Origin of the sequence: Paenibacillus paridis, from assembly GCF_006345825.1 — a bacterium.
GTDB lineage: Bacteria > Bacillota > Bacilli > Paenibacillales > Paenibacillaceae > Pristimantibacillus > Pristimantibacillus paridis.
Genome location: NZ_VCIX01000092.1, coordinates 431,295 through 457,372, shown reverse-complemented (window position 1 = coordinate 457,372; position 26,078 = coordinate 431,295). Strand labels below are relative to the sequence as shown.

The following is a 26,078-nucleotide window of genomic DNA, read 5'->3' as shown; positions in this document are numbered from 1 at the left end:
CAAATTCTCCTTTCAATGATCGTTTGGAGGTACGAACAAATAACCTTCGTTCAACGGGTCTTCCGGATTGGAATAAAAAGTATGCATGCCCATCATCCGCGCAGTTCCGGCAATTTCCGTAACCACCGCCGGGTGCATGGCGATCATCGTCTGCTCCACCACCCTGCCTCTGAACAGCGAGCCGACGATGCTTTCGTACACGAACGTCTCGCCAAGACCGATCTTGCCCTGCGCGAACAGCGCTGCCAGCTTAGCCGATGTGCCCGTACCGCAAGGCGAACGGTCGATGCCTCCTGGGGGCACGACGACCGCATTGCGTAAATCCGCCTCTGGATCGCGGGCATCGCCGTAGAACTCGATATGCGTCACCCCTCGTATAAACGGGGATTCCGGATGCTCGACGACCAAGCACTTATTGATCGCTTGTCGAATCTGAACCGCTTGCCTAACGATAGCCGCCGCGTTCGAGGGCTCAAGCTGCAGTCCGCATCTGCGAGCGTCTATTATTGCGAAGAAATTTCCGCCATAAGCAATCTCGCAGGCTACGTCTCCGAGCCCTTGAACATTCACGCGGCTCACGCTATGCAGGAATGCCGGAATATTCCGGAACGCTACCTGAAGAGCGGTTCCATCCTTAACTGTCACCTCCGCACGAACGAGTCCCGCTGGCGTATCCAACTTAATCACTGTTATTGGCTCCTCTACCGGTACAAGTCCGCATTCGACCAATGCGGTACAAAAACCGATCGTATCGTGCCCGCACATCGGCAAGTAGCCGCCCGTTTCAATATATATGACGCCCACGTCCGCTTCCTCATGGCAGGGCGGCACCAGGCATGCGCCCGACATCACCTCATGCCCGCGGGGCTCGTTCATCAGCAGCCGCCGAATGCTGTCATGATTTCGTTTCATATCGAGCATCTTTTCCGCCATCGTCGTCCCTTCAAGCTTTGGCATTCCGCTAATAATGGTTCGGGTCGGATTGCCTCCCGTATGGGTATCAATGGTGCGATACACGCGCGTCGCGTTCATGGCCGCCATTCCCTTCTCTTTTATTGAATCGACCGAAGCTCAAAGGTTCTGTAGGGATGCATGTCGCCTTGGCATCCGTAAGCAATTCCCCCATCAGCTTGCCGGTTACGGCAGCAAGGCTAATGCCGTCCCCTTCATGTCCAGCCGCTATATAGAAACCAGGCATATCTTCGACCTCGGATACGATCGGCAAATGATCGGGCGTCCAAGGACGCAAGCCGGTATAGGTGCGTATGATTTGAAAATCGGACAGCGCGGGATAAAAACGGAGCAGCCGTCTGGCCATGCAGGCGATTACGTCTGGCCGTACATCCGTATCGAAACGGGCGAATTCCCGGCTGGAGCCGATTAGAAAGTTTTGGCTTTCGGTCGGTTCAAAGACGAGCGCCACTCCATATTGTTCGGTCAAGCGATCAACTTGACGGGAGCCTCCGAATTTGGACATCAAATAGCCGAACTCCATCACCTTTCGCCTGCCGACCGGCTGCTGCCTTGAAGCAACCATGAGATGGCCCTTACGCGGAATAATCGGAACGTCTAGGCCGAGCATCCCTCCGATCATCGGCGCCCAGCAGCCCGCAGCGTTGACAACCTTTCCCGCGACCCAAGTGCCTTGATCCGTTTCGACGACATAACCGTTCCCACTCAGTTTGGCTATGTTTTGCACCGTCGTGCCCAAGCTTATTTCCGTCCCGAGTCGCCTCGCGCCATCGGCAAGCGCATAAGTCAGCAAATAAGGATTCACCGTCGAGTCGGAACCGCATTCCAGGCCGCCGGGCAGATCGTCTGCGAAATAACGAGACTCCTGGCGTATCTCATACCGGTCGAGCATCCGAAACGGCAGACCCAGCTCTGCTTGCCGAGCTACCCAACTTCGCGCCGCTTCCAGTTCCGCTTCCGTCTCGCATACGAACACGCTTCCGGGAGCCCGATATTCGAACGGCTGCTCCAGTTCCCGGGTCAGCTCCGCAACGATGCGCTGGCTTTCGATCGACATTAGGCTATCGAATCCAGGCTCTTTGTCTATGACGAGAATATTCCCGTCGCACCGCGACGACGTCCCTTGCGCAATCTCGCCGCGTTCAAGCAAGGCGACGGACAACCCTGCCTTAGCTGCAAAATAAGACACGGAGGCCCCAATAATACCTCCTCCTAAGACAAGCACGTCCGCATGCCGCTTCATGGTCATGAGCTTCACCTTCCGATACATATATTTACACTTTCTATTGACAGTGTAATAATTAAGATACACTTTTCAAGGGAGGGACCTCTCGTTGCAGCCAACAGCTTCCGCATATCATCCGTCCGATCCATTCCATGATCTGATCGGAGAAAGCCCAGCATTGCTCTCCGTTATCGCATTGGCCCGCAAGCTCACGCATACTACCGCCACCGTAACGCTAACGGGCGAGAGCGGAGTCGGCAAAGAATTGTTCGCAAGAGGAATTCATGCGCTTCGCGAAACGGCTGGTTCTCCATTCGTTGCCGTCAATTGCGGCGCCTTGATGGCCAGCCTTGCCGAAAGCGAGCTTTTCGGCTACGAGAAAGGCGCGTTCTCCGGAGCAGATCCGCGGGGCAAACCTGGCAAGATCGAGCTCGCTCGAAGCGGCACACTGTTTCTGGACGAAATCGGAGAGCTGCCTCCCGAGTTGCAAACGAAGCTGCTGCGCATTCTCGAGGACCGCGAATATTATCCGGTCGGAGGTACGCGTACTCTCCACTCGGACTGCCGCTTCATCGCCGCAACAAATCGTAATCTGGCTCTGCTTGTGGAGCAAGGAAAGTTTAGGGAAGATCTATATTACCGGTTAAGCGTTCTTGAGCTGGACATCCCGCCCCTGCGGCGCCGTTCTGAGGATATCCCTCTCCTTGCCGAGGCGTTTGCGAGCCGGTTCGGCTGCGCAAAACCATTAGACAGCGGACTGCATGCTCTGCTTGCTCAGCATCCATGGCCAGGCAACATACGTGAGCTCCGCAATGCAATCGAGCGCCTATGCGTGTTGTCTGCAAGCGAATCGCCGATGGCCGAGCATCTCCCTCCCGCTGTGCTTCGCAGCGCCGCACAGGGGTCGCCTCTCTCCAATCAGCAGGCTGAACAAAGTCCCTCGTTGCCGAGGCAAGGCGTTTTATCCGATTGGCTTGCGAATTACGAACGGCGTTTTATCGAGTCTGCGCTTAAGGAAACAAGCGGCAATAAGCAAGCGGCCGCCCAGCTTCTCGGCATTTCGCGGATGACGCTCTATAAACGCATCGGCACGCTGTTCGGCAACGATTCCCCAAACTAAAGACGCCTTAATTGTTTCGAAAAACCGGTTAACTGCTCTACCAAGCCTTCCTCGTTCACATATAAATCATCTTCGATTCGAATCCCGCCGAAGCCGGGGATGTAAATGCCCGGCTCAATCGTCAGCAGCATTCCCGTGACAACCAATTGTTCGTTCCAGCCATGTACGGAAGGTGGCTCATGGATTTCCGTGCCCAGGCCGTGGCCGACGCGATGAGGAAACCTTTCTCCGTAGCCACAGCTTCGAATCCATGATCTTGCCGCTTCGTCGACCGATGCTAGCGTCACTCCAGTCTGCAGCGCGTCAATCGCCCTCCGATTGGCCTCGAAGACCGTTTCGTACATCCGCTCTTGCTCAGCTGTCCCTTGACCGACAAGGAATGTCCGGGTCATGTCCGATAAATAACCTTCATGAACCACCCCCATATCAATGAGCAAAATATCCCCCTCGACGATCGCGTAATCTCCGGTATCCCCATGGGGCAGCGCAGAACGTTCGCCGCCGAGCACGGTCGTCTTGAATGCGGGGCCAGCTCCTCCCGCCAGCACAATCTGCCTATCGATTTCCTCCGCAAGCTCCCTTTCCTTCATGCCTCTGCGAAAGAAACCTAATGCCCCTTCGAGGGCGGCATCCGCATAGCCGGCCGCCGCTTTAACAAAGTCCGCCTCAGCCCGCGTCTTGCGGCCGCGCATCTGCCCAATGTCCGCGCCTATATCGACGAATTCCGTACCGGGCCATAGCTCCGCCAACTGCTCAGCCGTTTTCAACGTCAGCGTTTCTTTTTCGATTCCGCACCGCTTCGGCTCTCCTCCGCAAGTTTCCCATAACGCTTCGGTCGCCGGCTTGCCGTCCGGAATGGGCACCAGCCTGTCAATCCCTTGCACTGTAGATGCCTTCGCTTCATCCAATTCGGGGACATACAATATCGTCGTACCATCCGCCTTTATCCATAGCGCCATAAATCGTTCCATCGGATCCGATCGGAATCCAGTCAAATACGCGATCGATGCCGGCGAAAGCACAAGCGCCGTCCCGACAGCCCTCTTCTCCAGCTTTTCCTGCAGCATGCTCCTTCTGTTTCTGTACAGCATCCTCAAACGGAATCCCACCTTATTGAACGGATTGGGACAGCAACATCCCTTCTCCTTACTAGCTGCTGCAAAATCGATGCCACACCATCTACATTCACCAAATTTTTCTTAGAGCATCATTGGATGGCATGAATTTTGCATCTTGGTAAAGTATCCAGTCCGAATAATAAGGAGGCCGTATACATGAAAGAAGCATCGATTATCGTTTGCAGATGCGAGGAGGTCACGTTGGAGCAAATTCGCGAGACCATCAGCAAACAAGGCTGCTCAGCGCGCGAAACCAAACTGCGGACGCGTGCCGGCATGGGAATATGCGGCGGCCGTACATGCCGGCCGCTGCTGGATCGGTTGACTGCCCCGCCAGAGGGTGAATCTGCCTCTGAGTTCCCGCTGAAGGTCCAGCCGCCGGTGCGTCCGATGTCTTTCGCCGAATGGGGGCATTCGTCTTGAGCTACGGCAGAATCGAACATCATCCCGTTCTCGGCCCTCTGCCGCCCGCTGCGACCGTCTCCTTTTCCTTTGACGGGAGTCATTATACGGCGCGCGAAGGCGAGAGTATTGCCGCCGCGCTGCTTGCTAGCGGCATACGGACGCTGAGGCTGCATGAGGAGCACGGGTCGCCAAGAGGCATTTACTGCAACATTGGGCATTGCATGGAATGCCGGGTGACGATTGGCGCAAAATCCGGCATTCGGGCCTGCTTGACTCCGGTGAAGGCAGGCATGGATATCCGTTCCGGAACCGTCCTTCCAACGCCGTTTCGACAGGCAACAAAATCAGATAGGAGTCTCTCCCTATGAACACCAACTGCGACCTTATTGTCGTCGGTGCGGGACCAGCTGGCCTAGCGGCCGCTTGCTCTGCCGCACAAGCCGGATTAAAGGTACTGCTGTTAGACGAATTCATGAAACCGGGCGGACGTCTGCTCGGCCAGCTGCATCAGGAGCCGGGAGGTGCCTGGTGGAACGGCATCAGGGAGGCCCAGCTGCTCGTGCTTGGTGCCCAGGAAGCAGGAGCCGTTATAGAAACAGGCGTTTCCGTGACCGGTTTAGAGAGGACGCGCGATAACGGTTGGACGTTATGGACCAACCAGGGCCGTTATCGTTCTCCCTATGTCCTGCTTGCTACCGGCGCCGCCGAATCGGCAAACCCACTGCCGGGATGGACGCTTCCCGGCGTCATGTCGATAGGAGCTGCGCAGGTGATGACGAATGTGCAGCGCGTCCGCGTTGGCAAGCGTGGCGTCGTCATCGGCATGAATGTGCTCGCCATGGCCATCGTGTCTGAGCTGCGCTTGGCTGGCATCGACTTAGCTGCGATCGTTCTCCCACCGGGAAATGCGCTAAGCGGCTCGTCCTCCGACCCTGAAGCCGTGCTTGAATCGCTTGTGCGATTCGCGGATTTAGCGCCCAACGCGATGCTCAAATACGGCGCGAAGCTTCTACAGAGCAGCATGACGCGCAATATTGCGTTGAACCTATATCCGAAGCAAGGAATAAGAATGATGGGCGTGCCGCTTCAGCTTCGCCGCTGCGCGATCGAGATTGTCGGACGGGATGCCGTAGAGGGCGTGCTCGTGGCCGACGTGACACCGCGCGGAGAACCGATCGCCGGCAGCGAGCGCTTCATGGAAGCCGACTTCGTCTGCATCGCTGGCGGGTTATACCCGCTTGCGGAGCTGGCTGCCGTCGCCGGCTGCCCTTTCCGCTACGTGCCGGAGCTAGGCGGGCATGTTCCGGTGCATGGCGAGAACATGCAAACGCCGGTTCCTGGCCTGTACGTCGCAGGCAACATCACAGGTGTAGAGAGCGCCAAAGTCGCCATTGCGCAAGGAAGGGTAGCCGGCTTATCGATTGCGTTCAGCGCCGCAGCCGAAAATGCTCCCGATGAGGCCGAAATCAAAGATGCCATGAAGCAAGTCAAGCGGATAAGACAAGAGGCACTTATTCAATTTCATCCCGACATCGCTCGCAGCCGTGCGAAATTGTATCAAACTGAAACCGTATAGCGTTCATGCAAATAAGCCGCCTCTAGGTTTTTCAACCCAAAAGGCGGCTTTTTGTCAACACAATGGTCAGCTATTGAAAAGGGCTGTAATTTCCGATCCGCTCAGAGACCGGTTGTAGATGCGGAAATCGTCAATTCCGCCATTCAGGTAAGCGTCACCGGCATATTGCGAGCGTCCTAAATAGTTTTGCGTCGTATTGCCGAGACTCGAAGGCTTGAGCGTCATAGCCGTATTCGTCGCTACGGACACACCGTCCACGTACATCGTTCCCGTCGTCCCGTTCAACGTTATCGCAACATGCTTCCATACCCCGGTCGGAAACGCCGCAGTCGTTGATAATCTTTGCTCCCCGGCGCTGCCGCTCGTCGTAATGGCGAATCGCAGTCCCGCTCCGCCCGGTCGCGGCGTCAGAAACATATTCGACGTAGATCCGGTCCCGAAATCGAATATTCGAGTCCAGTTCGATGTATTGTCCACTTTGACCCAAGTCGCAATCGTAAAATCGTTCAGTCCACTGACGATTCCGCTAGGCAAGCTGCCGTATCCAGTCGTTCCATTAAAGAGAGCGGCATTGGCCGCATGGCCAGCGGCCCATGTTACGCCGCCGCTTAGTGTCGCGTGCAAGCCATTGCCGGAAGCATCGGCCGCTGTTGTGCCGCTCGTTTCATTGAATGGGTATTGCGCAACAAGGTCAGTCGGCGGCTGGGTACCATTCAAGCTGATTGTAAACGTCTTCGTGACCGATACGCTAAGCTCGTCGTAGTCCCGTAATTGCACCGTGAACGTATAGCTGTTCTGCGGTGCACTGCTTGAAATTGTTCCGCTAACTGTTCCCTTGAAGCGATCCAAGGTTAGCCCAGGCGGAAGCGATCCGCTTGTTACATTCCAATCGTAGAACGGCACGCCGCCTTTCGCTGCGAGCTTCTGCGAATAAGCCGCGCCCTTCGTGCCCCCTGGCAACGATGTCGTAACGATAGATGGCGCAAGGAAGGGAGTCAGGCTTTTCTTCAGCTTCCAACCCGCGTTTTCTGCGATCAGCAAGGATAACTTCGTCATCATCCATCTCTTCGGGTGGAACATATGGCTGCGCCCACCGCTTTGCCCGCTCAGCCGATCCCAATTCTGAGAATTGGCTTCCGGAATGTGGTAGCTGGTATCGAGCGGCACCGCGTTGCCTTGATATGCGATAACTTCGGGATCGTTGGCTCCGCCGCTTGCGACATACGCTGCCATCCCCGGCCAGTCGCTATGGAAGGCTACTGCATGCCCGAATTCATGAGCAATCAAGCCGAGCAAATCGGTCTGGCAGTTGGAGGTGCAAGAAGCTCCAGGCATCTGCGTCAAATAATAATCTTCATCGTTCAGCGAGGTAAAGGGCGTAAACCCAGTATAGAAATCCAATATCGTTGCAAGTGAACGCGGAATGGGTCCCGGTACTTGAACGCCTGCTCGCTTGTGATAATTGCCATTAATCGCTGGAAATCCGGTCGAGTACGGATCGTTGATTCCGCGCAGGAAAATCCACATCCCGTTATACGCGGCATTGTTCGTGACCGAAATGGAGTTTTGCCAATTGTCTCCAGGAAGCCACATCTGCTCAGCGCCGGAAGCTACTGTATCATAAGGAGCTTCGTCGAAGAAATAGAACCAGTCCTTGATTGCCTGCTCCGTAGCTGCTTTCACGCCGGCATCGCCGAAGATGTTCGTGATCGTATCGAAGCGGTAATCGAATTTGAGCGGCATCGTCGGTTCGGCATTGTCATCCTGATCGAGTACCCGAATAGCCACAGATTGAGTGCTGGTCGCATTGTTTCCTTGAACCACCTGCAAAGTCAGCGTATAATTCTCGATCTCTCCGTTTCCGCCGACACGGTCAGGGTGGATAGCCAAGTTGAAATCCTGAGTTGCCGCGGCATTAGCGAACGTCAACGTTTTGGCTGCGCCTGTCGCTGACATGGTACTCGGCCTGTTCATCATCAGGCGCGAGGTGCCTTGGGTCGTCAAATTGATCGTAACAGGAAACACCGCGCTCGTCGGCGGCTTAACTGTCAGCTTGATGTACGGATTGGCCAGGTAGCCCTGCCAGTCTACAAGCTCAATGCCGTTATCATTCACGGTCCGGCCAAAAATATCGACAACCTCGGCGTAGTTCGCAGCGGCATGAACGGGCCTCGGCGGACCCGCGAAGAGCATCATAACAAGAAGCGCGCCGACCAATAGGGCAGACACAACTGCGGTGAACGTAAAGCTCCGGTCGCTTTGTTTTGCACGTTGTTCCATTCCTTGAGCCTCCTCTTCCATTATTAAATTCGAAGCATTCCTCCCACTACTTTCCTGCTATTACATGGGCATCTCCCCCTTCATAAGTTGGGTCTGCTCACAGCGTTATAGCTCGGAAAGTCGACGGCAGAATACGTTCCTCTTCCCGATATTTCGCAACAGTGCGTCTGGTGATGGTCACTCCTTCCTCGCGAAGCAATGCGGTAAGATGCGCATCCGTGAGCGGGCGCTCCTTGTTCTCGCTGGAGATTAGCCCACGGATGCGGTGCTTCACCGCACGGGCGGATAACGCTTCTCCGCTGTTACAATCCAATCCAGTGGAGAAAAACCTGTTCATCGGAAGCACGCCGAACGGAGTGTCTACATACTTTCCCCGTACGGCCCGGCTTACGGTCGAGACATGGAACCCCGTTTCGCTGGCGATTTGCTCCAGCTTAAGAGGCCGTATCGCTCCCTCTCCTTCTTCCAGAAAACGCTGCTGCTGCCCAGCGATAGCGGTGGTCACTGCAGTTAATGCGCTCTTCCGGAAACCCAGCATCCCGTCCAATCCGGCGGCTTCTTTTCTCTTAACCGCGATCCATTCGCGCCATTCCCGAGAGCCCGCTTCCCCATCAAGCGCAGATGCATGAAAGCGCACGCGGAACGGAGCCGTTTCGCGAACCGCGAACCCGGTGCCGCCTTCGACTCTTCGCAGCTTGATCTCCGCGATCGTGTACGAAATGGCCGAACCGCCGTAGAACAGACCTGGACGGGGATGGAGCCCCCGCAAATACTTAACGGCAAGCGCGGTTTCCTCCCTCCCTAATCCGAGCGATTTGCCAATGACCTTTAAGCGCCCCTTGGCCACATCGCCGAGATGCCGCTGAATAAGCTCCCTAACAGAACAAGGCGCGCAGCTGTCACGGGACACCTGCAGCAGCAAGCATTCCATCAGCGATGCGGCTCCGACGCCTGCAGGCTCCAGCGTATGAAGAAGCCCAAGTCCCGCTTCTACGACACCTATCGCAAGCCCCGTATAATTCGCTGCCTCTTCGAGCCCGATGGCCAAATAGCCGGATTCATCCAAATTGCCTGCCAAAAAAGCGGCAGCCCGCTTCGCCAATCTCGGGGCGTCGGCAAGTCTGATCTGGGCAAGCAGCGCTTGTTCCAGCGTTTCGCTCTTCCCGGGGAATACCACCGAATCGGTACCACCCATCCGATTGCGGACACCGCCTAAGTGCTTGCTTCCATATGAAAACCAATCAGCCTCCTCGAGCTGAACCAACGGATTGTCCTGTTCAATCTCCCGCAAATAAGAGAGTAGGTCAGCTGTCGTCATCTGCAGCAGCATGAGCGATTGCCGCAGCTCTGGCGCAAGCGCGCAGCGCAGCTGCGGCAACAAGTGCAAATTCATCGTCGAGCTCGACATTATCATTACTCACGCTCCATTCATCACGCGCTAACGGTATTGAATCGCGCATGTTCTCAGATGGGTATAGAAGTCGAGAGCGGATTGGCCTTGCTCTCTGCTATGGGAACTGGAATCTTTCATCCCGCCGAAAGGCGCCTGATATTCGACGCCTCCCGTCTCCTGATTCACGCGCACCATGCCCGCTTCCGCTTCGTCCAGAAACCGGAACGCGTTGTTCAGGTCTCTTGTAAATACCGAGGCGCTAAGACCGAAGACCGTCCGATTGACAAGTCCGATCGCTTCGTCAAGGTCATCGGCGGGGAGCATCACGGCCAAGGGTCCGAACACTTCCTCTTGAACGAGACGATGATCGGCCCCTACTCCCTCCACAAGCATCGGGGAGATATAATAACCTTCGGACTCTCCGTCAGCCTTAGAGCCGACAGCAACGGTCCGAGCCTCCGCAAGCGCGGTCTCCATGTACTGGTTCACCGTCTTGAATTGCTCCAACGAGGCGACCGGTCCGAGATACGCTCCTTCGCATTTCGCATTCGCTATGCGCAGCTTGACGATCGCCTCGGCGGATTTGGACGCAAACTCATCGTAAACGGCCCGTTCAACGATTACCCGGCTCGTCGCCGTGCATTTCTGGCCAGCCGAACGAAAGGCGCCGCTAACAACGGCTGCAACGGCCGCATCAAGATCGGCGTCGCGCAGGACGACAGCGGCATTCTTGCCGCCCATCTCCGTCTGATATTTCAAATTCCGCGCAGCGCTGGCCGCGGCAACCCGCAAGCCCGTTGCCGAGGAACCGGTAAAGCTAATCGCGTCAATCTTCGCTTCCTCCAGCAGCGCCTCTCCAACGACACTTCCTTTGCCAATAATTAAGTTAAGGGCACCCGCAGGCAAGCTGGCTTCCGCAAATATTTCTGCTAATTTAACCGCGGTGAGACAGCCATTCTCTGCGGGCTTCCACACGACCGTATTGCCGCATATTAATGCGGGTGCGATCTTCCAAATCGGAATGGCTACCGGGAAGTTCCAAGGCGTTATGACTGCAGCCACTCCGAGCGGGACGCGAACCGCATATTGCTTCACGTTCACGAACGCAGATGGGATCATCTGGCCGTTCGCGCGGACGCCCTCCGCTGCGTAATAGCGAAGCAATTGGACACCTCGCGCCACCTCCCCGCGCATCTCGGCAATCGGCTTGCCCATTTCGCCGCTGGCTAGATTCGCAAGCTCCGCTCCTTGAGACTCAAGCAAACCAGCCATACGATAAAGGCATTCCCCTCTTGCAGCTCCCGTCATCGCCGCCCACTTCGGCTGCGCGCTCCTCGCCGCAGCGACCGCCGCCAACAAATCCTCCTTGCCCGATAAGTGAACGTACCCCACCGTTTCTGCTAAATCGGAAGGATTGCGGATTTCGAGCGTGCCCGCTTTCGGCTTGCTCCACTCACCGCCGATCCAGTTCCTTGATTCCATGCCGCTTCCTCCCTTCTGAATTTCGCTTATTTGCTCGTCGCGTACGCATACGCCTCCCTAATGTCGTTTTGTTCCGCCTCCGTTAGCGGCAGCCGTGGCGGACGAGTCAAGCCCATCGGCCGGCCGGCCAATTCCATGCTGTATTTGATCGCCTGCACGAGCCGCGGGTTTGCATCCCAATGGAATAATGGGAGCAGTCTGCGATAAATCGCTATCGCCTCTTCCAACCGACCCTGCTGAGCAAGCTTGAACATACGGACGCTCTCTGACGGCAATACATTCGTAAGACCGGCGATCCAGCCCGCTACGCCGAACAATCCGCCCTCCATAGCCAAATCATCCACGCCGATCATGATTTGCAGATCGGTCAATCTCTGAATATCATGCACCCTTCGGATATCGCCCGAGAATTCCTTAACGGCAACAACGTTCTCGATGGTGGACAACTTTTGCAGAAAAGCGGGTTTCATGTCTGTCGGATAATCATGCGGGTTATTGTAAACGACAATTGGCAGCCCTACCTTAGATAGCGATTCGTAGTGATGGACCACTTCCGCTTCGGACGGGCGGTAGCTAATCGGCGGCAGCGCCATAATGCCCGCTGCACCGGCTTGCTTGGCATGCTCCGCCCATTGGACGGCCATTCCCGTAGAGGCAGCGGCCGTTCCGACGATGACAGGCACCCGCCCTGCCGCCGCAGCAATTGCGGTCTCGACTACCGTCCTTCGCTCTTCCGCCGACAAAGTGGCATACTCCCCGACCGAGCCGGTCGGAACGATGCCGTCTACGCCTTCACGGATCAACCAGTCCACGTGCTCGCCAAGACGTAAAACGTCCACATTCAGCTTCTCATCAAAAGGGGTAACGATTGCGACATAAACGCCAGAAAATAACTTCATATTAGCTTCCTCCTCAATATGACGGCGCGAGCCGTTCAATTTAGAGCGCGATCAGCGCTTTGGGGCTTGTTGTTAGCACTTCCACACCATGGGGAGTTACGAGCACGTCGTCCTCAATGCGAACGCCCTGCATATTCGGAATGTATATGCCCGGCTCAACGGTCAGCACGTTGCCCGGCTCTAAAACGGAATCGCTTTGCCGCGATAGGCGAAGCTGCTCGTGAATTTCCAACCCGATGCCATGACCGAGGCCATGTCCGAAATATTGGCCGTAGCCCCGCGCCGCAATGACATCTCGACCGAGCGCATCTCCCTGCTTGCCGTCCATGCCGGGACGCAAGCCTCGAATCGCCTCTTCGTTCGCGGCAAGCACCGCTTCATATATTTCGCGTTGCCCCGCGTCCGGCTTGCCCACGAATACCGTTCTCGTCACATCCGACATGTAGCCGTTCACGATTGCACCGAAATCGAGCGTCACGAATTCGTCATGCCCGATTTCCTTCCCGCTCGCCACGCCGTGCGGCAGCGCCGACCGATGCCCCGAGGCGACGATGAATCCCGGCCATCCGCATTCCGCGCCGAGCAGCCGGATACGGTATTCCAACTCCGCCGCAATTCTTCTCTCGGTCGTGCCGGGACGGATGAGCGGCACGATTTGAAAAAATGCCTCATCCGCAATACGGGCCGCTTCCCGTAGCGACATGATTTCGGTTTCGTCCTTAACATTGCGAAGCTTCTCCACAATCTCTTCGGTCGGCACGCATACCATGCCGGTTAAGTTCTCTTTCAGCAACCCTGCCTGCGCCAGGCTCAACCGATTTGCCTCGACGGCTAGCTCTCGAACGCCTAGCTTGCGGACATGCTCCGCGATCGACGTGAAAGGCTGATCCCCATGCCGTTCCACTTTGAAGGATGCCGACTGCTCCGCGGCTTGCGATAGGTAGCGAAAATCCGTTAGCAAAAGAGCGTGCTCGCCAGTTACGACCGCATATCCGGAAGTACCGGTAAAACCAGTAATGTATTGACGATTCGGACCATGTGTTATAAGAAGTGCTTCGAGCCGCCTCTCTTTCAGCACCGACCGCAGCCGTGAGAGCCTTGCATTCATCATCCGATATCCTCCCTTAGCCTTTAATTCCCGTAAGCGTAATTCCTTCGATAAAGTAGCGCTGCGCAAGGAAGAAAAGCAATATAATCGGAGCGACCATTGTAGCGGATGCGGCCATCAGATACCCCCACTGCGCATTGTAAAGGCCTTTGAAGGATGCCAGGCCAAGCGCCATCGTAAAATTGGACTCCGAGCTGAGATACAACGTAGGCTCCAGAAATTGATTCCACACGTCATTGAACGAAAAGACGGTAATGACGAGCAAAGCGGGCTTCGAGAGCGGAAGGATGACCCGCCATAACACGGTTAAAGGACCTGCCCCGTCCATGTAAGCCGCCTCGTCAAGCTCTCGAGGAATCGATAAGTAAAATTGGCGCATCAAAAAAATCGCGAATACCCCTTGCCCGGTATAGACGCCTGCACCGAACCAGGAGGGAAGTGCGAGCGGAACGAACGAATCCAGCGCTCCCACTTCCCGCCATAGCACGAACATCGGGATCAGCGTTGCTGCCCCGGGCAGCATGCCGGTTGCCATCAGCACGCCGAACACGATATTTCGTCCCGGCCATCTCAGCCTTGCGAACGTATAAGCGGAGATGATCGTCGTTACGAGAACGCCGCTGACCGTTAACAATTCTAGCGTCATCGTGTTCAGGAAGAAGCGGCTGAACGGAACGGCCGTGAGCGCCTCCGGATAATTGCTCCAACGAAATGGACTCGGAACCCACTCCGGCGGGAAAATGAAAATTTGCGCATTATCCATCAAGGAGCTTCTGACCAGCCATATGAGAGGCAAAATCATCAGAAAACTAAGCAACATAAGCGTAATATAAGTGGTAAAACGGGGATTCGTCCTGCTCACTACTTTCCTCCCCCTTCGTAATACACCCATTTGCGCGAAGTCCTGAACGTGATGAGCGTCAGGACGACGATAATGATGAACAAAATCCAAGACAAGGCTGACGCATATCCGATTTTCGTTTCCGTGAAGGCAACACGGTACAAATAAACAACATAAAGCAAGGTGGCATTATTAGGTCCGCCCTGCGTCATGACGTACACACTGTCAAAGCTTTGGAAAGCCCCAATCTGCATCATGACCATGTTGAAGAAAATCGTCGGCGTCATCGAGGGCAAAGTGACATGGTAAAATTTACGCCAAGCGCCTCCCCCGTCCACTTCGACTGCCTCGTACAGATGCGAGGGAACCGATTGCAGCCCGGCCAAAAAAATAATCATATAATTGCCGACTCCCCACACGCTCATGAGCGCTATCGATGGAATCGCTGTTTCCTCAGCATAAATCCACTGGCTGCCAGGCAAACCCACATATTCAAGCATCGAGTTGAGCAAGCCGAAATCGGGGTTGAACAGCCAAAGCCAAAGCATCGTGCTGGCAATTCGGGGGACGATGGACGGCAAGAAAAAGATTGTGCGAAAAATAGATAACCCTTTTACCTTGCGATTAAGGAGCATCGCCAGCCCGAATGCCGCGATAATAGCCACCGGAACCGTGGCGAGCACATAATAAATCGTGACGAACAGCGACTTCGTAAATACCGGATCCTTCGTTAATATCGTTTCGTAGTTGTTCAAGCCAACAAATGAGGATTGACCGCCGATTTGCCAATCGGTCAAGCTAAAGGCAAAGGAAGCAATGATTGGTCCGATGGCGAAGAGCATCAATCCGAGCGTGACCGGAAGCGCGAGCAGTATGCCCCAGCGGCGTTCCATCTTGAGCAATCCAGATTTATTGCTTCTCATAGTCGCTCCCTCCTTTCGACTTCGGGGCAATCAGGGGCGGAGAGGCGGCGGTCGCAGCCGCACCCTCCACCCAGCGTCTGAATGAATGCCGATTATTCGTTCGGATATTCCCCTTGAATGAGGGGCTCAATCTGCGGCTTCAGCTCGTCGAGCGCTTGTTGAGCCGTCTTCTTGTTCGTCCAGATCAGATCGAGTCCTGGCGTAAGCTTACTGTTGATTTCCGGCCAATTTTTGATCGCCGTCGATGGGGACTTAACCGCATAGCCTTTCGTATATTCAATGCCTGCCTGTAAAAATTCCGGTGGATGCGCCGGATTGTCGGTCCACTGCTTAATGGCTGCTTCCTCTGTATAATATTTCTCCTCCGTCGGCATCCAAAGGCCCGTTCGGTACAGATCGACCTGATCCGGATTGTTATGGTACAAATAAAACTCCAGCGCTTCGGCAGGATGCTTCGTCGAATTGAAGACGACCGTCGTACCGGCCAGAATGACCGTCTTCGGCTCCTTTAGCTTCGGCAATACGCCAATGCCATAATTCAATTTCTTGTTGTTCGTCAAGTCGAGCAGAGCCCACGTACCGTCGAGCACCATCGCGACTTTTCGCGTTTGAAGACGAACATGGTTATCCGGCATGTTTTGCTGCTGAATAAGATTTGGGGAGACGTGATGAACGTAAATTAAATCCTGCAGCTTTTGGAACACTTCTACGGATTCCGGCTCATTAAGCGCATAGCTTTTGCCCGATTCGTCCAAAATGCCCGCACCATTACTCTCGAGCAGCGGACCGTACGTACCGCGGTCAGTGCCGAACGAGAAGCCGTAGGTGTCAATGTTCTTCTCATCGAAGTCGGGATCTTCCGCATTCCGTCCTTTGTTGTCCTTCGTCAGTTTCTTCGCGACGGAGACAAACTCATCCCAAGTCAAGGCTTTCGCTGGATCGGAAGGCGGGAGAGGGACGCCTGCTTCCGAGAAAATGTCTTTGTTGTAGTAGAGCACCATGATTTCGAGCGCGGTAAAGTTGGCAACCGCTTTTCCTGGCTCCGTAAATAAATAAGAGGCTTTCAGCTTATTCTGTAGCTCAGGGTAACTGTCGTAATATTGGCTGAAATCAAGCAGCTTGCCTTCGCTTCCCCATTTGTTCGTCAAGCCATCTCCCAAGTATGCGACGTCCGGCAGCTCGTTGGCCGCCATTAACGTGTTCATCTTCGTGTTGTAATCACCCGGAACATGCTCGCCCGTCACCTGGATGTGCGGATGGGATTCATTAAACGATTTGATCATCTGCTCCATCGCTTTCTTCTCGTCCGTGCTGCCCCAGTACATGAACTTCAGCTTGACCGTTTCCTTTGGCGCTTCGCTCGTTTCCGCCGGCTCCTGCGAACCGCTTGGGGACGACGTTGCCTCGTTATTGCCGCCGTTCGAGCTGCAAGCTGCAAGGGCAGCAAGCAGGACTGCCAACAATAGGAAACACCACTTTCGTCTGCTTATTACCATCATGTAGGGATCCCCTCTCCATATGGAAATATATCTTACGAATCTATTATCCGGCTTTTCGGCGGCTGCCTATATAAGGTTGCTCCATGTCCTCTTTGTTTTGGTTTGATTGTTTCGGGCCCATACAAACAAAATCGATATCTCTGTTGATCAGAGATACCGTTTGCGAAATTCCGAAGGCGTAAGGCCCATATTCTTCTTGAAAGCAATACTGAAATAATTGGTATCGGTATAGCCGACCGCCTCCGCAATCGCCGACACCTTCTGCCCCGGATCGAGCAGCAGCTCCCTTGCTCTCTCGAAACGGACGCGGGACAGGAAGTCGGCGAAGCACTCGCCGGTCACCTGTTTGAAGCGCGAGCTGACGTACTTCGGGCTTAAGTGCAAATAGTCCGCGAGACCGTTCAGGCTAGCATCCTTATGCAAATGCTCGCGGATCCAATGACGCGCGTCCTCGAACATTTTCGGAACGGCAAACTCCCGCGATTCACGAATCCATTGCCCGACCTTCTCGAAGTAATCGGAGATGAAGGCCACAATCTCGCTTCCGCTTGTCATCCGTGACATTTCGAGAAGCGGATCGCGGCAGAAGCGCCCGGACCGGTCGGGCAGCGGAAAATCCTGAACGACGCGCATGACATACAGCACGAGCTGCGTCGCCATAAGCTTCACTTGACGCGAAGGCAGGCCGGCGAACTGCGCCGTCCATTCCGGCAGGATGGCTGCAACAGCGCCATCGTTTCCCGCACGAATCTCGGACAGCAGAATTAGTTCCTTTTCGAGCAGGGTACGATTGTTCAATGCCGCGATTTGCACGCTTTCATAAGGAATGATCTGCCCATCTCCCACCCAGCCCTTGTGCTCGGCAGCATGAACAGCTTCCCTGTAGGCCTCCGGCAGTAATTTCAGTTCCTGTACCAGCCGGCTCGCGCCAATCGTAATCGACACGTCCATATACGATTGGACGGCGGACCGAACGCTTTTGGCCGCCTCGGTTACCCTCTCCTTGCCGGCGGCAGAAAGTACGATGAGCATCCGATCAGGTGAGGTGGCTGCCCCGTATGCTGCAGCACTATGCTGCGCCGCTTCCACTGAAAGATTGGCAAACGCAACGCCGTAAAGCTGGCGATCCTCGGTCGTGGACAGCCGTGGCGGTATGACATCCATCTCGCAGCACAGCACCGTGAAAGGCGGCTTCGCTTCCGCAAGCGGTGCATGGGCGGCGCGGAGCGCCTCGATGGCGTCCCCCCACGACCGCCGCTGCAGCAGCAAATCCAACAGCGCATATTCCTGCATGCGGCAGCGCTCCCGGCTCCGCCTGATATCGCCGCTTTCGTCGAAACGTCCGCGCCTCGACAGGCGCTCCTCCGCACGAAGCAGGCCGGACGCAAGCTCTTCCTTCGTAATCGGCTTCAGCATATAATCGACGGTTTCGAGCGTAATCGCCTCTCGAATGAACGCCATCGAATTATAGCCTGTCAGAAACAGCAGCTGCGTCTCATCATCTATTGCCCGGATTCGGCGCGCCACTTCCAGACCGCTGAAGTCAGGCAGGTTGATATCAAGCAGGACAATGTCCGGTTTAAGCTCCTCGTATAGGCGAATCGCCGTTTCCCCGTCTTCGGCAGCTCCCGCCACCTGAACGGGAAGCTCCATCTGCGCAATCAAATGCTTCAAGCCTTCGCGAATGTGGTGTTCGTCATCAACGATCAGCAATCTACGCATCGTATCCCCCTTCTAGGACTACTCCTCACGAATTGGAACGAACAAAGTAACCGTCGTATATTTTCCGAGCTCGCTATCGATTTGAACCCCGTATTCAGACCCATAATGTTGAAGCCGTTCATGTACATTTCTTAGACCGAATCCGATCGCGCCGACATTCTCCTGCTGTCCGGCCAGCGTGCCGCGAATCTCCTCAAGCCTTTGCCCTGAGATGCCGTTCCCATCGTCACTGATCGAGAAACGCAGTCGCCGTTCCTCCCGAACGCCCGTCAGCATTAAATAGACGACGTCCTTCCTCCGCTTTGCACCATGATAGATTGCATTCTCTACGATTGGCTGGAAAATGAGCTTTGGCACGCGGCAGTGAACAATATCCTCGTCGATCTCCGAAATCCATTCCAACCTGTCCTTGAAGCGAAATTGCTGGACGCGCACGTAAGCGCCGGCATGCTCCGCCTCATTGGCGACACGAATTTCCTCGCTGCCCTGGCTTAGCGCAATTCTGAAAAATTTGCCGAGCGCTCCAATGACCTCTGACATCTCGTTCTGTCCGTTCGTTAGCGCCAGCCCGTTAAGCGATTCCAACGTATTATAGAGAAAATGGGGATTGATCTGCGCCTGCAGAGCCCGAAACTCCGCTTCCTTCCGTGACAGCAGCGCCTCGTAAACCTTGTCGTGCAGCTCCTCATTTTCCTGCATCATTCGCTCGAACCGGTCCCCGATTTGCCCCACTTCATCCAGCGGGTCGAAGGAAGGGAGAACGGGAGCCTTTCCCGTCGTCGTTCCCATCAAGCGGCGCAGACGGCGAAGCGGTCGCCTGATCGTATCGCTCACCCGATAACTGACGATCCAGCCGATCACGAACACCACAAGAAAGATTTCCATCGTCCATCGGCCGATCTGATTGGCATCCTTAAATAACTCATCCGCATCCACCAAATGCAGCAGTGTCCATTGATTCGCCGCGAGCGGAGCGTAGGAGACCATCGTTCGTTTGCCGTTCCAGCTTGTCCAGCCTTTATCCTTGGTCGGAGAAGCTTTAGCGCGTTCCGCCACTTCACGCAGGGCGCGATCATCCGCCCTCGCGCCTTCCGGCATTTGATATACCGGGTTTCCTCGGCCGTCCACGATCCAGAACTGCTCCTTCTCATTCGGATTCAGGACAGATATGCCGCTAAAAAAATGCACCTTCTCGATTTCCAGCATTAGAAATCCAAGGTCTTCGTAATTTCCATCCGTCTGCCGCAGCAGCTTGCCGACATATAAATGCTCTTTGTCAGTTGCATCTTCTCCTATGCCTTGAAAGGGGGAACCGTCATGCCACATGACGCGATTGTCGCTTCGCAGCCGATCATAGTAAATGAGGGCTTCTAGTTCAGTAGGGAGACCCCCGAAGCGGATCGAATCGTTGCCTTGATAGAACGACTGATGCTCGCCACCTCCGGGGGCGTATATAAGTGTGGAAATAATGTAGGATTTCGTCTGCGTTTGTGCTCGAATAATTTTATTCACCCGATCCACGTTGCGAAGATAGTCGTAATCGTCCTTCGGGCGCAGTTGCAAAATCGCTTGTACTTCGGGGTTGCCTAAAATGGCGTTAGTCAAATCGTGAAGATCGGCAATGGTGCGGTTCAAGAAGCTTTCGCTCATTTGCCTCGATTGCGTGGCACGCTCCTCCGCTTTACCGACAAGGGAATGTACAGCAATGCGGTGGAAAGTAAAAGTAAGGACGAACATCGGCACGACCGTAAGCAGTAAGGTAAGCATTAGAAATTTGCCCCGTATCGTACGGATTTTCCAAACGTTCCCCCGCCATATTTTCATCCAACGTCCGCCTTCCTTTCAGGTTGAAGGCTATTTATTCGTATCCGTGCTCTCGTTCTCGTATCCAAACCAGCATTTCTCCATCCTCGCGGTTGGCCCACGCATAATAAGGCACAAAAATGACTTTCGCTTGCTGCTTGGCATAACGTTTCGTCGTGTACAAATCATTGGACACCTCGTCATATGCTGTTCTCCAGGCATCCTTCGACTCAATAACATAAACACCTTCCAGCAGATCCGGTACGAACGCCCCTTCAAATGCCGCGTCCGAGGACAGCTGTACATCTCGAAGGTTAGCGCCGTTATCCGCCTCCTCCAAGCAGTAGAGAACAGGGCCACGTTGGACGGCCGTTTTGCCGCTTGCTTCCCGAAGCTCGGGATGCGCCCGTACCAAAGCGACGCTCATGTCCAGCTCCAGCTCAACGACGTCGCCTTCGTTCCATACTCGATGGATTTTGACGTATCCCTTCTCGGTAATTCCAGAAGTTTCGATTTCAACACCGTTCAACCGAATGACCGTGCGTTTTGACCATGAGGGAAGCCGAAGCGCAAGCGTGAAGTCTGCCGAACCGCCGGATGTCTCAAGCACGACGTTCCCCGTCCAAGGATACTCCGTCTGTTGGCGAACGGTGATCTTGCTGCCTTTAAATGTCTGCTCCGTGCGGCTGCCAATATACTGATGCACATACAGCTCATCCTCGTTCACGGAGTAAATGTAACTGCTCAAGGAAGCAATGAATCGCGCGATATTCGGCGGGCAGCACGCGCAGCCGAACCAAGGCTGCCTACGCGTTCTCGCGCTCGGAATATCATCCCTTCGACCACTGACGACGGGCCAAACCTCAAGTGGATTAACGTAAAAATAGCTTCTTCCGTCCAGCGAAATGCCGCTAAGCAGACCATTGTAAAGGATTCGCTCGATTACGTCGGCGTAGCGCGAATCCCCCTCAATCTGGAGCAGGCGCTGCCCCCAGTTCAGAAAACCGATCGCTGCGCAGGTTTCGGCATAAGCGCGATCGCTCGGCAAATCATAGTCAAAGGAGAATGCTTCGTAATAATCGGAAGAGCCAATGCCTCCCGTAACATACATTCTTCGCTGCACGACGTTATCCCACAGGGACTTGATCGCAGCCAATAGCGATTCATCGCCGTACTCGTCTGCGATGTCCGTTGCACCAGCGAACAAATACACGGCGCGCACGGCGTGTCCGTCCGCCGTCCGCTGTTCACGGATCGGCGCATGCGATTGGAAATAGTCCATTGGCCGCCGGTCAACGCGCTCCTTCCGGCCGTCAGCCAGCCGTTTCTCCAGCTCAATATCGAAATATTTCGGATCCCGTCCCCGTTCCTCCACAAAAAAACGGGACGTTGCCAGATATGACTTATTGCCAGTCAACTTATAAAGTTTGACAAGCGCAAGCTCAATTTCCGGATGACCGCAGTAACCCGGGAGTTGCCCATCGCGAGCCCCAAACGTCTCGACGATGTGATCGCCGAATTTGCACATAATATCAAGTATTTTTCTGTTTCCTGTCGCTTCATAATAAGCGACCGCGGCTTCTATGAAATGGCCAGCATTGTACATTTCATGGTCGTCCCTTACGTTCTCCCATTGCTCACCGGGTTTCTGAAGCTGGTAATACGTGCCGATGTAACCGTTTTCCATTTGCGCACTGCCAATCAGCTCGATGGCTGCGTTGGCCAGCTTCTCCAATTCCTCGTCCCGGTTCTGCTGCAGCACGAAGCCAACTGTCTCCAGCCATTTGGCCAAATCGCTATCCTGGAACACGAAGCCATGATGCCCGCCGATTTTGCCCTCCGCAGCTGCACGAAAGTTTGCGATCGTACCGCTCTTCTCCGCACCTTCAATCAGATCATTAAGCGCTTCCCATTGATAAGGCACGACAATATCCTTCACAAGCTCCTGTCTAGGGCTCCAAAACTGATCTTCAATGAACGCATTTGAGACTGCTACCGGATTCATCTTTCTCATTGTTTCATCCCTCCGCCGTTCATGCTTTGCCTGACTCATTCAAATTAACATGCAGAGAAGACGATGTCAGTCCGTCAAAACAATACAATTGGTAGATAAAACCGACTTTTGCAAATTTAAGCCAATATCAGTCTTCACCAACTCCCGATTATTTCAAGAAAAGTACGGCCTGTATTTAACTATTCGAAAATAAAAAAACAGCCACGCTATAAAAACGTGGCCATTCATTTTGGATTAGAACGAATTGCATTCTTATGCCTTATACCGTGCGATTTCTCGAGGCGCCCCCGCCGGACAGAAGCATCAGAGCGCTAACAACAAGCAGCAGCAACAGCGGTGGGTTCCAGCTTACTGTGAGGTCATGAAACAAACCGAATAAGATCGGTCCGGTTGCCGCCAGCAAATAGCCAACCGATTGCGACATGCCGGACAGAGAAGCGGAATCAAAGGCATCTTTCGTTCGCAAGCTTAAAAAGATCATGGCCAAGCTGAACGCACATCCCCCTCCTATTCCGAGCAAAACAATACACAATGAAATGAACGCATTTCCTCCGAAATAAAGACCTCCCAATGAAACAAACAACAAAACCGTCATGATGATGACCAACAAACGTTGGTTCTTCATGCGTCCCGCCACAATCGGCACAATGAACGCTACAGGCAGAGCAGCAATCTGAAACAGCGACAGTATCCAACCTCCGCTGTCTTCATTCAAGCCCCGGCTTATCATGATTTCAGGCAGCCAAGCGATCAACACATAGAACAAGAGAGACTGCATCCCCATAAAAATCGTAACCATACATGCCAGTGGCGAACGCCACAGACTTCGGCGCTTCGCGGCACCGCTCGCCACTGCCCCGGCTGACGTCCGGCTCGCCCGAGCTTGAGGCAACCAGAATAGCGCGGCCAACAGCACGAGTATGCCCCAGATGCCAAGCGCGCCGTTCCAGCCGAAACCGAGGTCGCGGGCGACCGGAATACTGACACCGGATGCGATCGCTCCGCATAAGTTCATCGACACGGAATACACGCCGGTCATGAGGCCGACTTGATGAGCAAAATTCCGTTTGACGAGACTTGGAAGGAGCACGTTGCACAACGCTATCGCCAGTCCAATCAAAGCTGTGCCTGCAAATAAGGAAGCGGTTGCCGTCAACGAACGGATCCCGATACCTGCCACGAGTAAAACCAACGCATAAAGCAAGGTGCGCTCCACCCCGAAGCGTCGTGCCAAAATCGGTGCGAACGGTGAGAGCAGCGCGAAAGCAAGCAACGGCAGCGTAGTGAGCAGACCTGCCGCAGCATTAGACAGTCCGAGGGATTCGCGAATCGAGCCGACCAATGGGCCTACCGACGTTAGAGGCGACCGCATGGTCAGCGCGATCAGGACGATGCCGAGAATGATCGGCCACCCCAACGACAACGACTTCTTCGCGATCGTTGCTTTCGTATCGCTTGGTACGATCATGCCTGCTCGCCTCCACTTACCTCAAGAACGGCTTTCGATTTCGCAATATAACGGTGAACCGTTGCCACAGCGCGATCGGCGTCTTGATCGACAATCGCTTCGACCAGTTGTCGGTGCAACTCCAAGAAGTCCGCGTCGGTTTCATAACGAGTCACACTTGTAATCGAATCTTGTGACGCGTCCGCAATATGGTTGTATAACTCGATCAAGATTTCATTATGTGACGCTGCGATGATGCCTTGGTGAAGAAGGATATCCTCCGTAACCACGCCGTCCATGTCACCTCGAGCTACCGCCCCCTCCCAGCGTTCCAGCCGGAGAAGAAGCTCGCGTGCCTCGTCGTCCGTTCTGCGCTGTGCGGCTAGATGTGCTCCCTCGCGTTCGAGCGCATGCCGGACTTCCAACGTCTGCAGCGTATCGGAGCGCATGATGCGTTTTTGCAGTACCGCTCCCAGCGCACTCGAAGAGCAGACATACGGTCCGTCCCCCTGCTTCGTCTTCAAGAGTCCCGCATGGATCAACGCCCGAATGGCTTCCCTCAATGTATTGCGGCTAACATTCAGCTCGACCATCAACTCCGGCTTAGCTGGTACCACGCATCCCGACAGCCCACTTGCCGGATTCGATCTGTCTTTCCATTTGCAATGCGACTTGCTCGACCAGCGTCAGCCGATTTGTTTTCTGCAGCATGCCTCAGACCTGATTTCATCTATTTATCAAACATAGGATGTTTGGTTAATTGGTATTTTAGAATACATATATCCTGGAGACAACTCTTTGCCGGAAAACCACACAAAGAACAACTAACCAAAATAGGCCCTTGAATAAATGGATGAAGAAAATAGGCAGATTAGCAAAAAGAGGTGTAGAAAATCCCATCGACATCGGGCTAAACAAGATTCAGCGAGAAAAAACTTCGAATGCTCAATAATGCTCAAAATCCCGCTTCAGCCCATCGGCCAAAGCGGGATTTACGCTTATTCTATATTACGGGAGCCGGTGCGCCGAACTCCGCCCACTGCTCTATGGTCGGGCCATAAATATCTGGCACACGAAGGCCGGCCTGTCGCATCAGAACCGTCATTTGACCGCGATGATGTATTTCATGCTTGATGAGGGCATCCAGCGTCACGCCGTTCGGCCATTGATCACCGTACATTTCGCTCATGTCGAGCAAATTCTCATCCTTCCAGCTGGACTGTACAGCATTAAGAAGTGCTTGCGAAGTCCGCTTATAAGCCTCTGCGATATCCGCTGCCGAAGCTGGAACCGACGAATCTTCGCCTGGCCCTTCAAAAGACAAGCCAGTCCGGGTTGGCATCTCGTGCAGCGTCTGTACAAGATGCCAAGCAAGGCGCCCCAGCGTTCGGTGGTCGCTCGTTATCTGTTGTCCAAGGGACTCATCCGTAAGCATCTCCAGTGTCCGCAGCGTTGCTGCTGACTCATTCTGCAAAGCTGTTACAAAATCCGCGATTTGTCTAAACATATCCAACATCTCCCTTTTGTAATGGAATAAATCCATTATATCATGATTTGATTTGACGATTTGCCAGCAAGCTATATTTGTCCTAATAGGCAGAAACAGCTGACATTCTAAGCCTTGATTCATCATGGTACATAAAAAGCCCATACTCTGTCATGACAGAGGAGTGGCCTAGTTGACGAAGCATAGCAGACAGATTTCCTCTGTGGTACGTGCCATGATTCACAACTTGAATAATAAATTCTGAATATCTGGTGTTCAAAATGCCAGCATAAGGATTATCCAAAATAACCTCTTTCTCAAGATCAGGATGCTCATTTATGCATGCTTTGAATCTCGCGGATAATTCGTCATACATTGCTTCCAATTCCTCAAGGCTTCTAGATTCTGCATCCGCCTCGATTTGAAAAGATGCTTCCATCGCTTCCTTCATGCTTTTGCCCATTAGGATGTCCAGCCAACCGCAATCCACCTTGTATATATGTGCCATGACCTTAGACACCGAAGAAAACACGCTTTGAATTTCTTGATTGTATAGGTGTGGCGGAAGTTCCTTCAGTCGATTAAAAATTATTTTATTTGCCCATACATGGTAGTCATAAAGCCTCGAACAATGATTTGTCATTTCAATTACCTCCGGGTTCTAAGGTCTACTTATGTATCCATCATACAATGGCTACCCTGACAACTGTGTGTCAGGGTTAAAAGCGCAAGCCACTTTACCACAGAAGTACGGCCCCCACAATA

The 26,078-nt window shown here is 54.1% G+C and carries 21 protein-coding genes and 1 pseudogene; 4 read left to right on the top strand and 18 right to left on the bottom strand.

Annotated features, from left to right (window positions below; translation table 11 throughout):
- Nucleotides 1-12: 12 nt before the first annotated feature.
- Complete coding sequence (locus tag FJQ58_RS23890) at nt 13-1,032, bottom strand: proline racemase family protein (protein WP_140000028.1); 1,020 nt, start codon at nt 1,030-1,032, stop codon at nt 13-15.
- The gene (locus tag FJQ58_RS23885; protein WP_139997309.1) at nt 1,001-2,221 is read right to left on the bottom strand and encodes an NAD(P)/FAD-dependent oxidoreductase; all 1,221 of its coding nucleotides are present in this window, start codon (nt 2,219-2,221) and stop codon (nt 1,001-1,003) included. Before FJQ58_RS23885 ends, FJQ58_RS23890 begins: the two co-directional genes overlap by 32 nt.
- An 85-nt stretch (nt 2,222-2,306) precedes the next feature.
- Here FJQ58_RS23885 and FJQ58_RS23880 point away from each other — a divergent pair, with 85 nt between their 5' ends.
- On the top strand, nt 2,307-3,317 hold the full coding sequence (locus FJQ58_RS23880; RefSeq protein ID WP_139997308.1) for a sigma-54 interaction domain-containing protein: 1,011 nt from the start codon (nt 2,307-2,309) through the stop codon (nt 3,315-3,317).
- Here FJQ58_RS23880 and FJQ58_RS23875 read toward each other — a convergent pair.
- On the bottom strand, nt 3,314-4,408 hold the full coding sequence (locus FJQ58_RS23875) for a M24 family metallopeptidase (protein WP_238404431.1): 1,095 nt from the start codon (nt 4,406-4,408) through the stop codon (nt 3,314-3,316). The two genes, FJQ58_RS23880 and FJQ58_RS23875, sit on opposite strands and share 4 nt — an antisense overlap.
- Before the next feature lie 183 nt (nt 4,409-4,591).
- Here FJQ58_RS23875 and FJQ58_RS23870 point away from each other — a divergent pair, with 183 nt between their 5' ends.
- Genes FJQ58_RS23870 through FJQ58_RS23860 form a run of 3 tightly spaced genes read left to right on the top strand, consistent with a single transcriptional unit; the run spans nt 4,592 to nt 6,416 of the window.
- Nucleotides 4,592-4,858: a (2Fe-2S)-binding protein gene (locus FJQ58_RS23870; protein WP_139997306.1), complete on the top strand. Its 267-nt coding sequence runs from the start codon at nt 4,592-4,594 to the stop codon at nt 4,856-4,858.
- Nucleotides 4,855-5,208 (top strand): (2Fe-2S)-binding protein, encoded by a 354-nt coding sequence (locus FJQ58_RS23865; protein WP_238404310.1) that lies wholly within the window; start codon nt 4,855-4,857, stop codon nt 5,206-5,208. Before FJQ58_RS23870 ends, FJQ58_RS23865 begins: the two co-directional genes overlap by 4 nt.
- Nucleotides 5,205-6,416: an NAD(P)/FAD-dependent oxidoreductase gene (locus FJQ58_RS23860; protein WP_139997304.1), complete on the top strand. Its 1,212-nt coding sequence runs from the start codon at nt 5,205-5,207 to the stop codon at nt 6,414-6,416. Before FJQ58_RS23865 ends, FJQ58_RS23860 begins: the two co-directional genes overlap by 4 nt.
- Before the next feature lie 66 nt (nt 6,417-6,482).
- Here the strand turns inward: FJQ58_RS23860 and FJQ58_RS23855 are convergent, their stop codons facing one another.
- The 15 genes and pseudogenes from FJQ58_RS23855 to FJQ58_RS23785 all read right to left on the bottom strand — a co-directional run bounded on the left by FJQ58_RS23855 (nt 6,483) and on the right by FJQ58_RS23785 (nt 25,956).
- A complete protein-coding gene (locus tag FJQ58_RS23855) occupies nt 6,483-8,696 on the bottom strand; it encodes a LamG-like jellyroll fold domain-containing protein (protein ID WP_420799862.1) in 2,214 nt (737 codons plus the stop codon).
- Between the two features lie 97 nt (nt 8,697-8,793).
- Nucleotides 8,794-10,110 (bottom strand): RNA polymerase factor sigma-54, encoded by a 1,317-nt coding sequence (gene rpoN / locus FJQ58_RS23850; RefSeq protein WP_139997303.1) that lies wholly within the window; start codon nt 10,108-10,110, stop codon nt 8,794-8,796.
- Nucleotides 10,111-10,134: 24 nt separating this feature from the next.
- On the bottom strand, nt 10,135-11,571 hold the full coding sequence (locus FJQ58_RS23845) for an aldehyde dehydrogenase family protein (protein ID WP_139997302.1): 1,437 nt from the start codon (nt 11,569-11,571) through the stop codon (nt 10,135-10,137).
- A gap of 26 nt (nt 11,572-11,597) precedes the next feature.
- Nucleotides 11,598-12,470, bottom strand: coding sequence for a dihydrodipicolinate synthase family protein (locus tag FJQ58_RS23840; protein WP_139997301.1), 873 nt, complete (start codon nt 12,468-12,470; stop codon nt 11,598-11,600).
- Between the two features lie 40 nt (nt 12,471-12,510).
- Entirely contained in the window at nt 12,511-13,581 is a 1,071-nt protein-coding gene (locus tag FJQ58_RS23835; protein ID WP_139997300.1) for a M24 family metallopeptidase, read from the bottom strand.
- 13 nt (nt 13,582-13,594) lie between these two features.
- Entirely contained in the window at nt 13,595-14,398 is an 804-nt protein-coding gene (locus FJQ58_RS23830; RefSeq protein WP_238404429.1) for a carbohydrate ABC transporter permease, read from the bottom strand.
- A gap of 41 nt (nt 14,399-14,439) precedes the next feature.
- Entirely contained in the window at nt 14,440-15,342 is a 903-nt protein-coding gene (locus FJQ58_RS23825) for a carbohydrate ABC transporter permease (protein ID WP_139997298.1), read from the bottom strand.
- 92 nt (nt 15,343-15,434) lie between these two features.
- Complete coding sequence (locus tag FJQ58_RS23820; protein ID WP_238404308.1) at nt 15,435-16,841, bottom strand: ABC transporter substrate-binding protein; 1,407 nt, start codon at nt 16,839-16,841, stop codon at nt 15,435-15,437.
- 147 nt (nt 16,842-16,988) lie between these two features.
- Nucleotides 16,989-18,563: a response regulator gene (locus tag FJQ58_RS23815; RefSeq protein ID WP_139997297.1), complete on the bottom strand. Its 1,575-nt coding sequence runs from the start codon at nt 18,561-18,563 to the stop codon at nt 16,989-16,991.
- A gap of 18 nt (nt 18,564-18,581) precedes the next feature.
- Nucleotides 18,582-20,387, bottom strand: a complete 1,806-nt coding sequence (locus FJQ58_RS23810; protein WP_139997296.1) for a cache domain-containing sensor histidine kinase — start codon at nt 20,385-20,387, stop codon at nt 18,582-18,584.
- Nucleotides 20,388-20,421: 34 nt separating this feature from the next.
- A complete protein-coding gene (locus FJQ58_RS23805) occupies nt 20,422-22,380 on the bottom strand; it encodes a glycoside hydrolase family 127 protein (RefSeq protein ID WP_139997295.1) in 1,959 nt (652 codons plus the stop codon).
- A 259-nt stretch (nt 22,381-22,639) separates the two neighbouring features.
- Nucleotides 22,640-23,848: a CynX/NimT family MFS transporter gene (locus tag FJQ58_RS23800; protein ID WP_139997294.1), complete on the bottom strand. Its 1,209-nt coding sequence runs from the start codon at nt 23,846-23,848 to the stop codon at nt 22,640-22,642.
- Nucleotides 23,845-24,538: pseudogene (locus FJQ58_RS23795) on the bottom strand (FadR/GntR family transcriptional regulator). The gene FJQ58_RS23800 and the pseudogene FJQ58_RS23795 overlap by 4 nt, the downstream one beginning before the upstream one ends.
- A 292-nt stretch (nt 24,539-24,830) precedes the next feature.
- Nucleotides 24,831-25,334, bottom strand: coding sequence for a DinB family protein (locus FJQ58_RS23790; protein ID WP_139997293.1), 504 nt, complete (start codon nt 25,332-25,334; stop codon nt 24,831-24,833).
- Between the two features lie 82 nt (nt 25,335-25,416).
- On the bottom strand, nt 25,417-25,956 hold the full coding sequence (locus tag FJQ58_RS23785) for a DinB family protein (protein WP_139997292.1): 540 nt from the start codon (nt 25,954-25,956) through the stop codon (nt 25,417-25,419).
- Nucleotides 25,957-26,078 lie beyond the last annotated feature (122 nt).

What these genes read in the sequence shown, in the direction of transcription:
- FJQ58_RS23820 (WP_238404308.1), bottom strand. Translation starts at nt 16,841, where the DNA reads ATGATGGTAATAAGCAGACGAAAGTGGTGTTTCCTATTGTTGGCAGTC.
- FJQ58_RS23815 (WP_139997297.1), bottom strand. Translation starts at nt 18,563, where the DNA reads ATGCGTAGATTGCTGATCGTTGATGACGAACACCACATTCGCGAAGGC.
- FJQ58_RS23875 (WP_238404431.1), bottom strand. Translation starts at nt 4,408, where the DNA reads ATGCTGTACAGAAACAGAAGGAGCATGCTGCAGGAAAAGCTGGAGAAG.
- FJQ58_RS23785 (WP_139997292.1), bottom strand. Translation starts at nt 25,956, where the DNA reads ATGACAAATCATTGTTCGAGGCTTTATGACTACCATGTATGGGCAAAT.
- FJQ58_RS23825 (WP_139997298.1), bottom strand. Translation starts at nt 15,342, where the DNA reads ATGAGAAGCAATAAATCTGGATTGCTCAAGATGGAACGCCGCTGGGGC.
- FJQ58_RS23840 (WP_139997301.1), bottom strand. Translation starts at nt 12,470, where the DNA reads ATGAAGTTATTTTCTGGCGTTTATGTCGCAATCGTTACCCCTTTTGAT.
- FJQ58_RS23790 (WP_139997293.1), bottom strand. Translation starts at nt 25,334, where the DNA reads ATGTTTAGACAAATCGCGGATTTTGTAACAGCTTTGCAGAATGAGTCA.
- FJQ58_RS23885 (WP_139997309.1), bottom strand. Translation starts at nt 2,221, where the DNA reads ATGACCATGAAGCGGCATGCGGACGTGCTTGTCTTAGGAGGAGGTATT.
- FJQ58_RS23845 (WP_139997302.1), bottom strand. Translation starts at nt 11,571, where the DNA reads ATGGAATCAAGGAACTGGATCGGCGGTGAGTGGAGCAAGCCGAAAGCG.
- FJQ58_RS23835 (WP_139997300.1), bottom strand. Translation starts at nt 13,581, where the DNA reads ATGATGAATGCAAGGCTCTCACGGCTGCGGTCGGTGCTGAAAGAGAGG.
- FJQ58_RS23860 (WP_139997304.1), top strand. Translation starts at nt 5,205, where the DNA reads ATGAACACCAACTGCGACCTTATTGTCGTCGGTGCGGGACCAGCTGGC.
- rpoN (WP_139997303.1), bottom strand. Translation starts at nt 10,110, where the DNA reads ATGATAATGTCGAGCTCGACGATGAATTTGCACTTGTTGCCGCAGCTG.
- FJQ58_RS23800 (WP_139997294.1), bottom strand. Translation starts at nt 23,848, where the DNA reads ATGATCGTACCAAGCGATACGAAAGCAACGATCGCGAAGAAGTCGTTG.
- FJQ58_RS23870 (WP_139997306.1), top strand. Translation starts at nt 4,592, where the DNA reads ATGAAAGAAGCATCGATTATCGTTTGCAGATGCGAGGAGGTCACGTTG.
- FJQ58_RS23805 (WP_139997295.1), bottom strand. Translation starts at nt 22,380, where the DNA reads ATGAGAAAGATGAATCCGGTAGCAGTCTCAAATGCGTTCATTGAAGAT.
- FJQ58_RS23855 (WP_420799862.1), bottom strand. Translation starts at nt 8,696, where the DNA reads ATGGAACAACGTGCAAAACAAAGCGACCGGAGCTTTACGTTCACCGCA.
- FJQ58_RS23830 (WP_238404429.1), bottom strand. Translation starts at nt 14,398, where the DNA reads ATGTTGCTTAGTTTTCTGATGATTTTGCCTCTCATATGGCTGGTCAGA.
- FJQ58_RS23810 (WP_139997296.1), bottom strand. Translation starts at nt 20,387, where the DNA reads ATGAAAATATGGCGGGGGAACGTTTGGAAAATCCGTACGATACGGGGC.
- FJQ58_RS23890 (WP_140000028.1), bottom strand. Translation starts at nt 1,032, where the DNA reads ATGAACGCGACGCGCGTGTATCGCACCATTGATACCCATACGGGAGGC.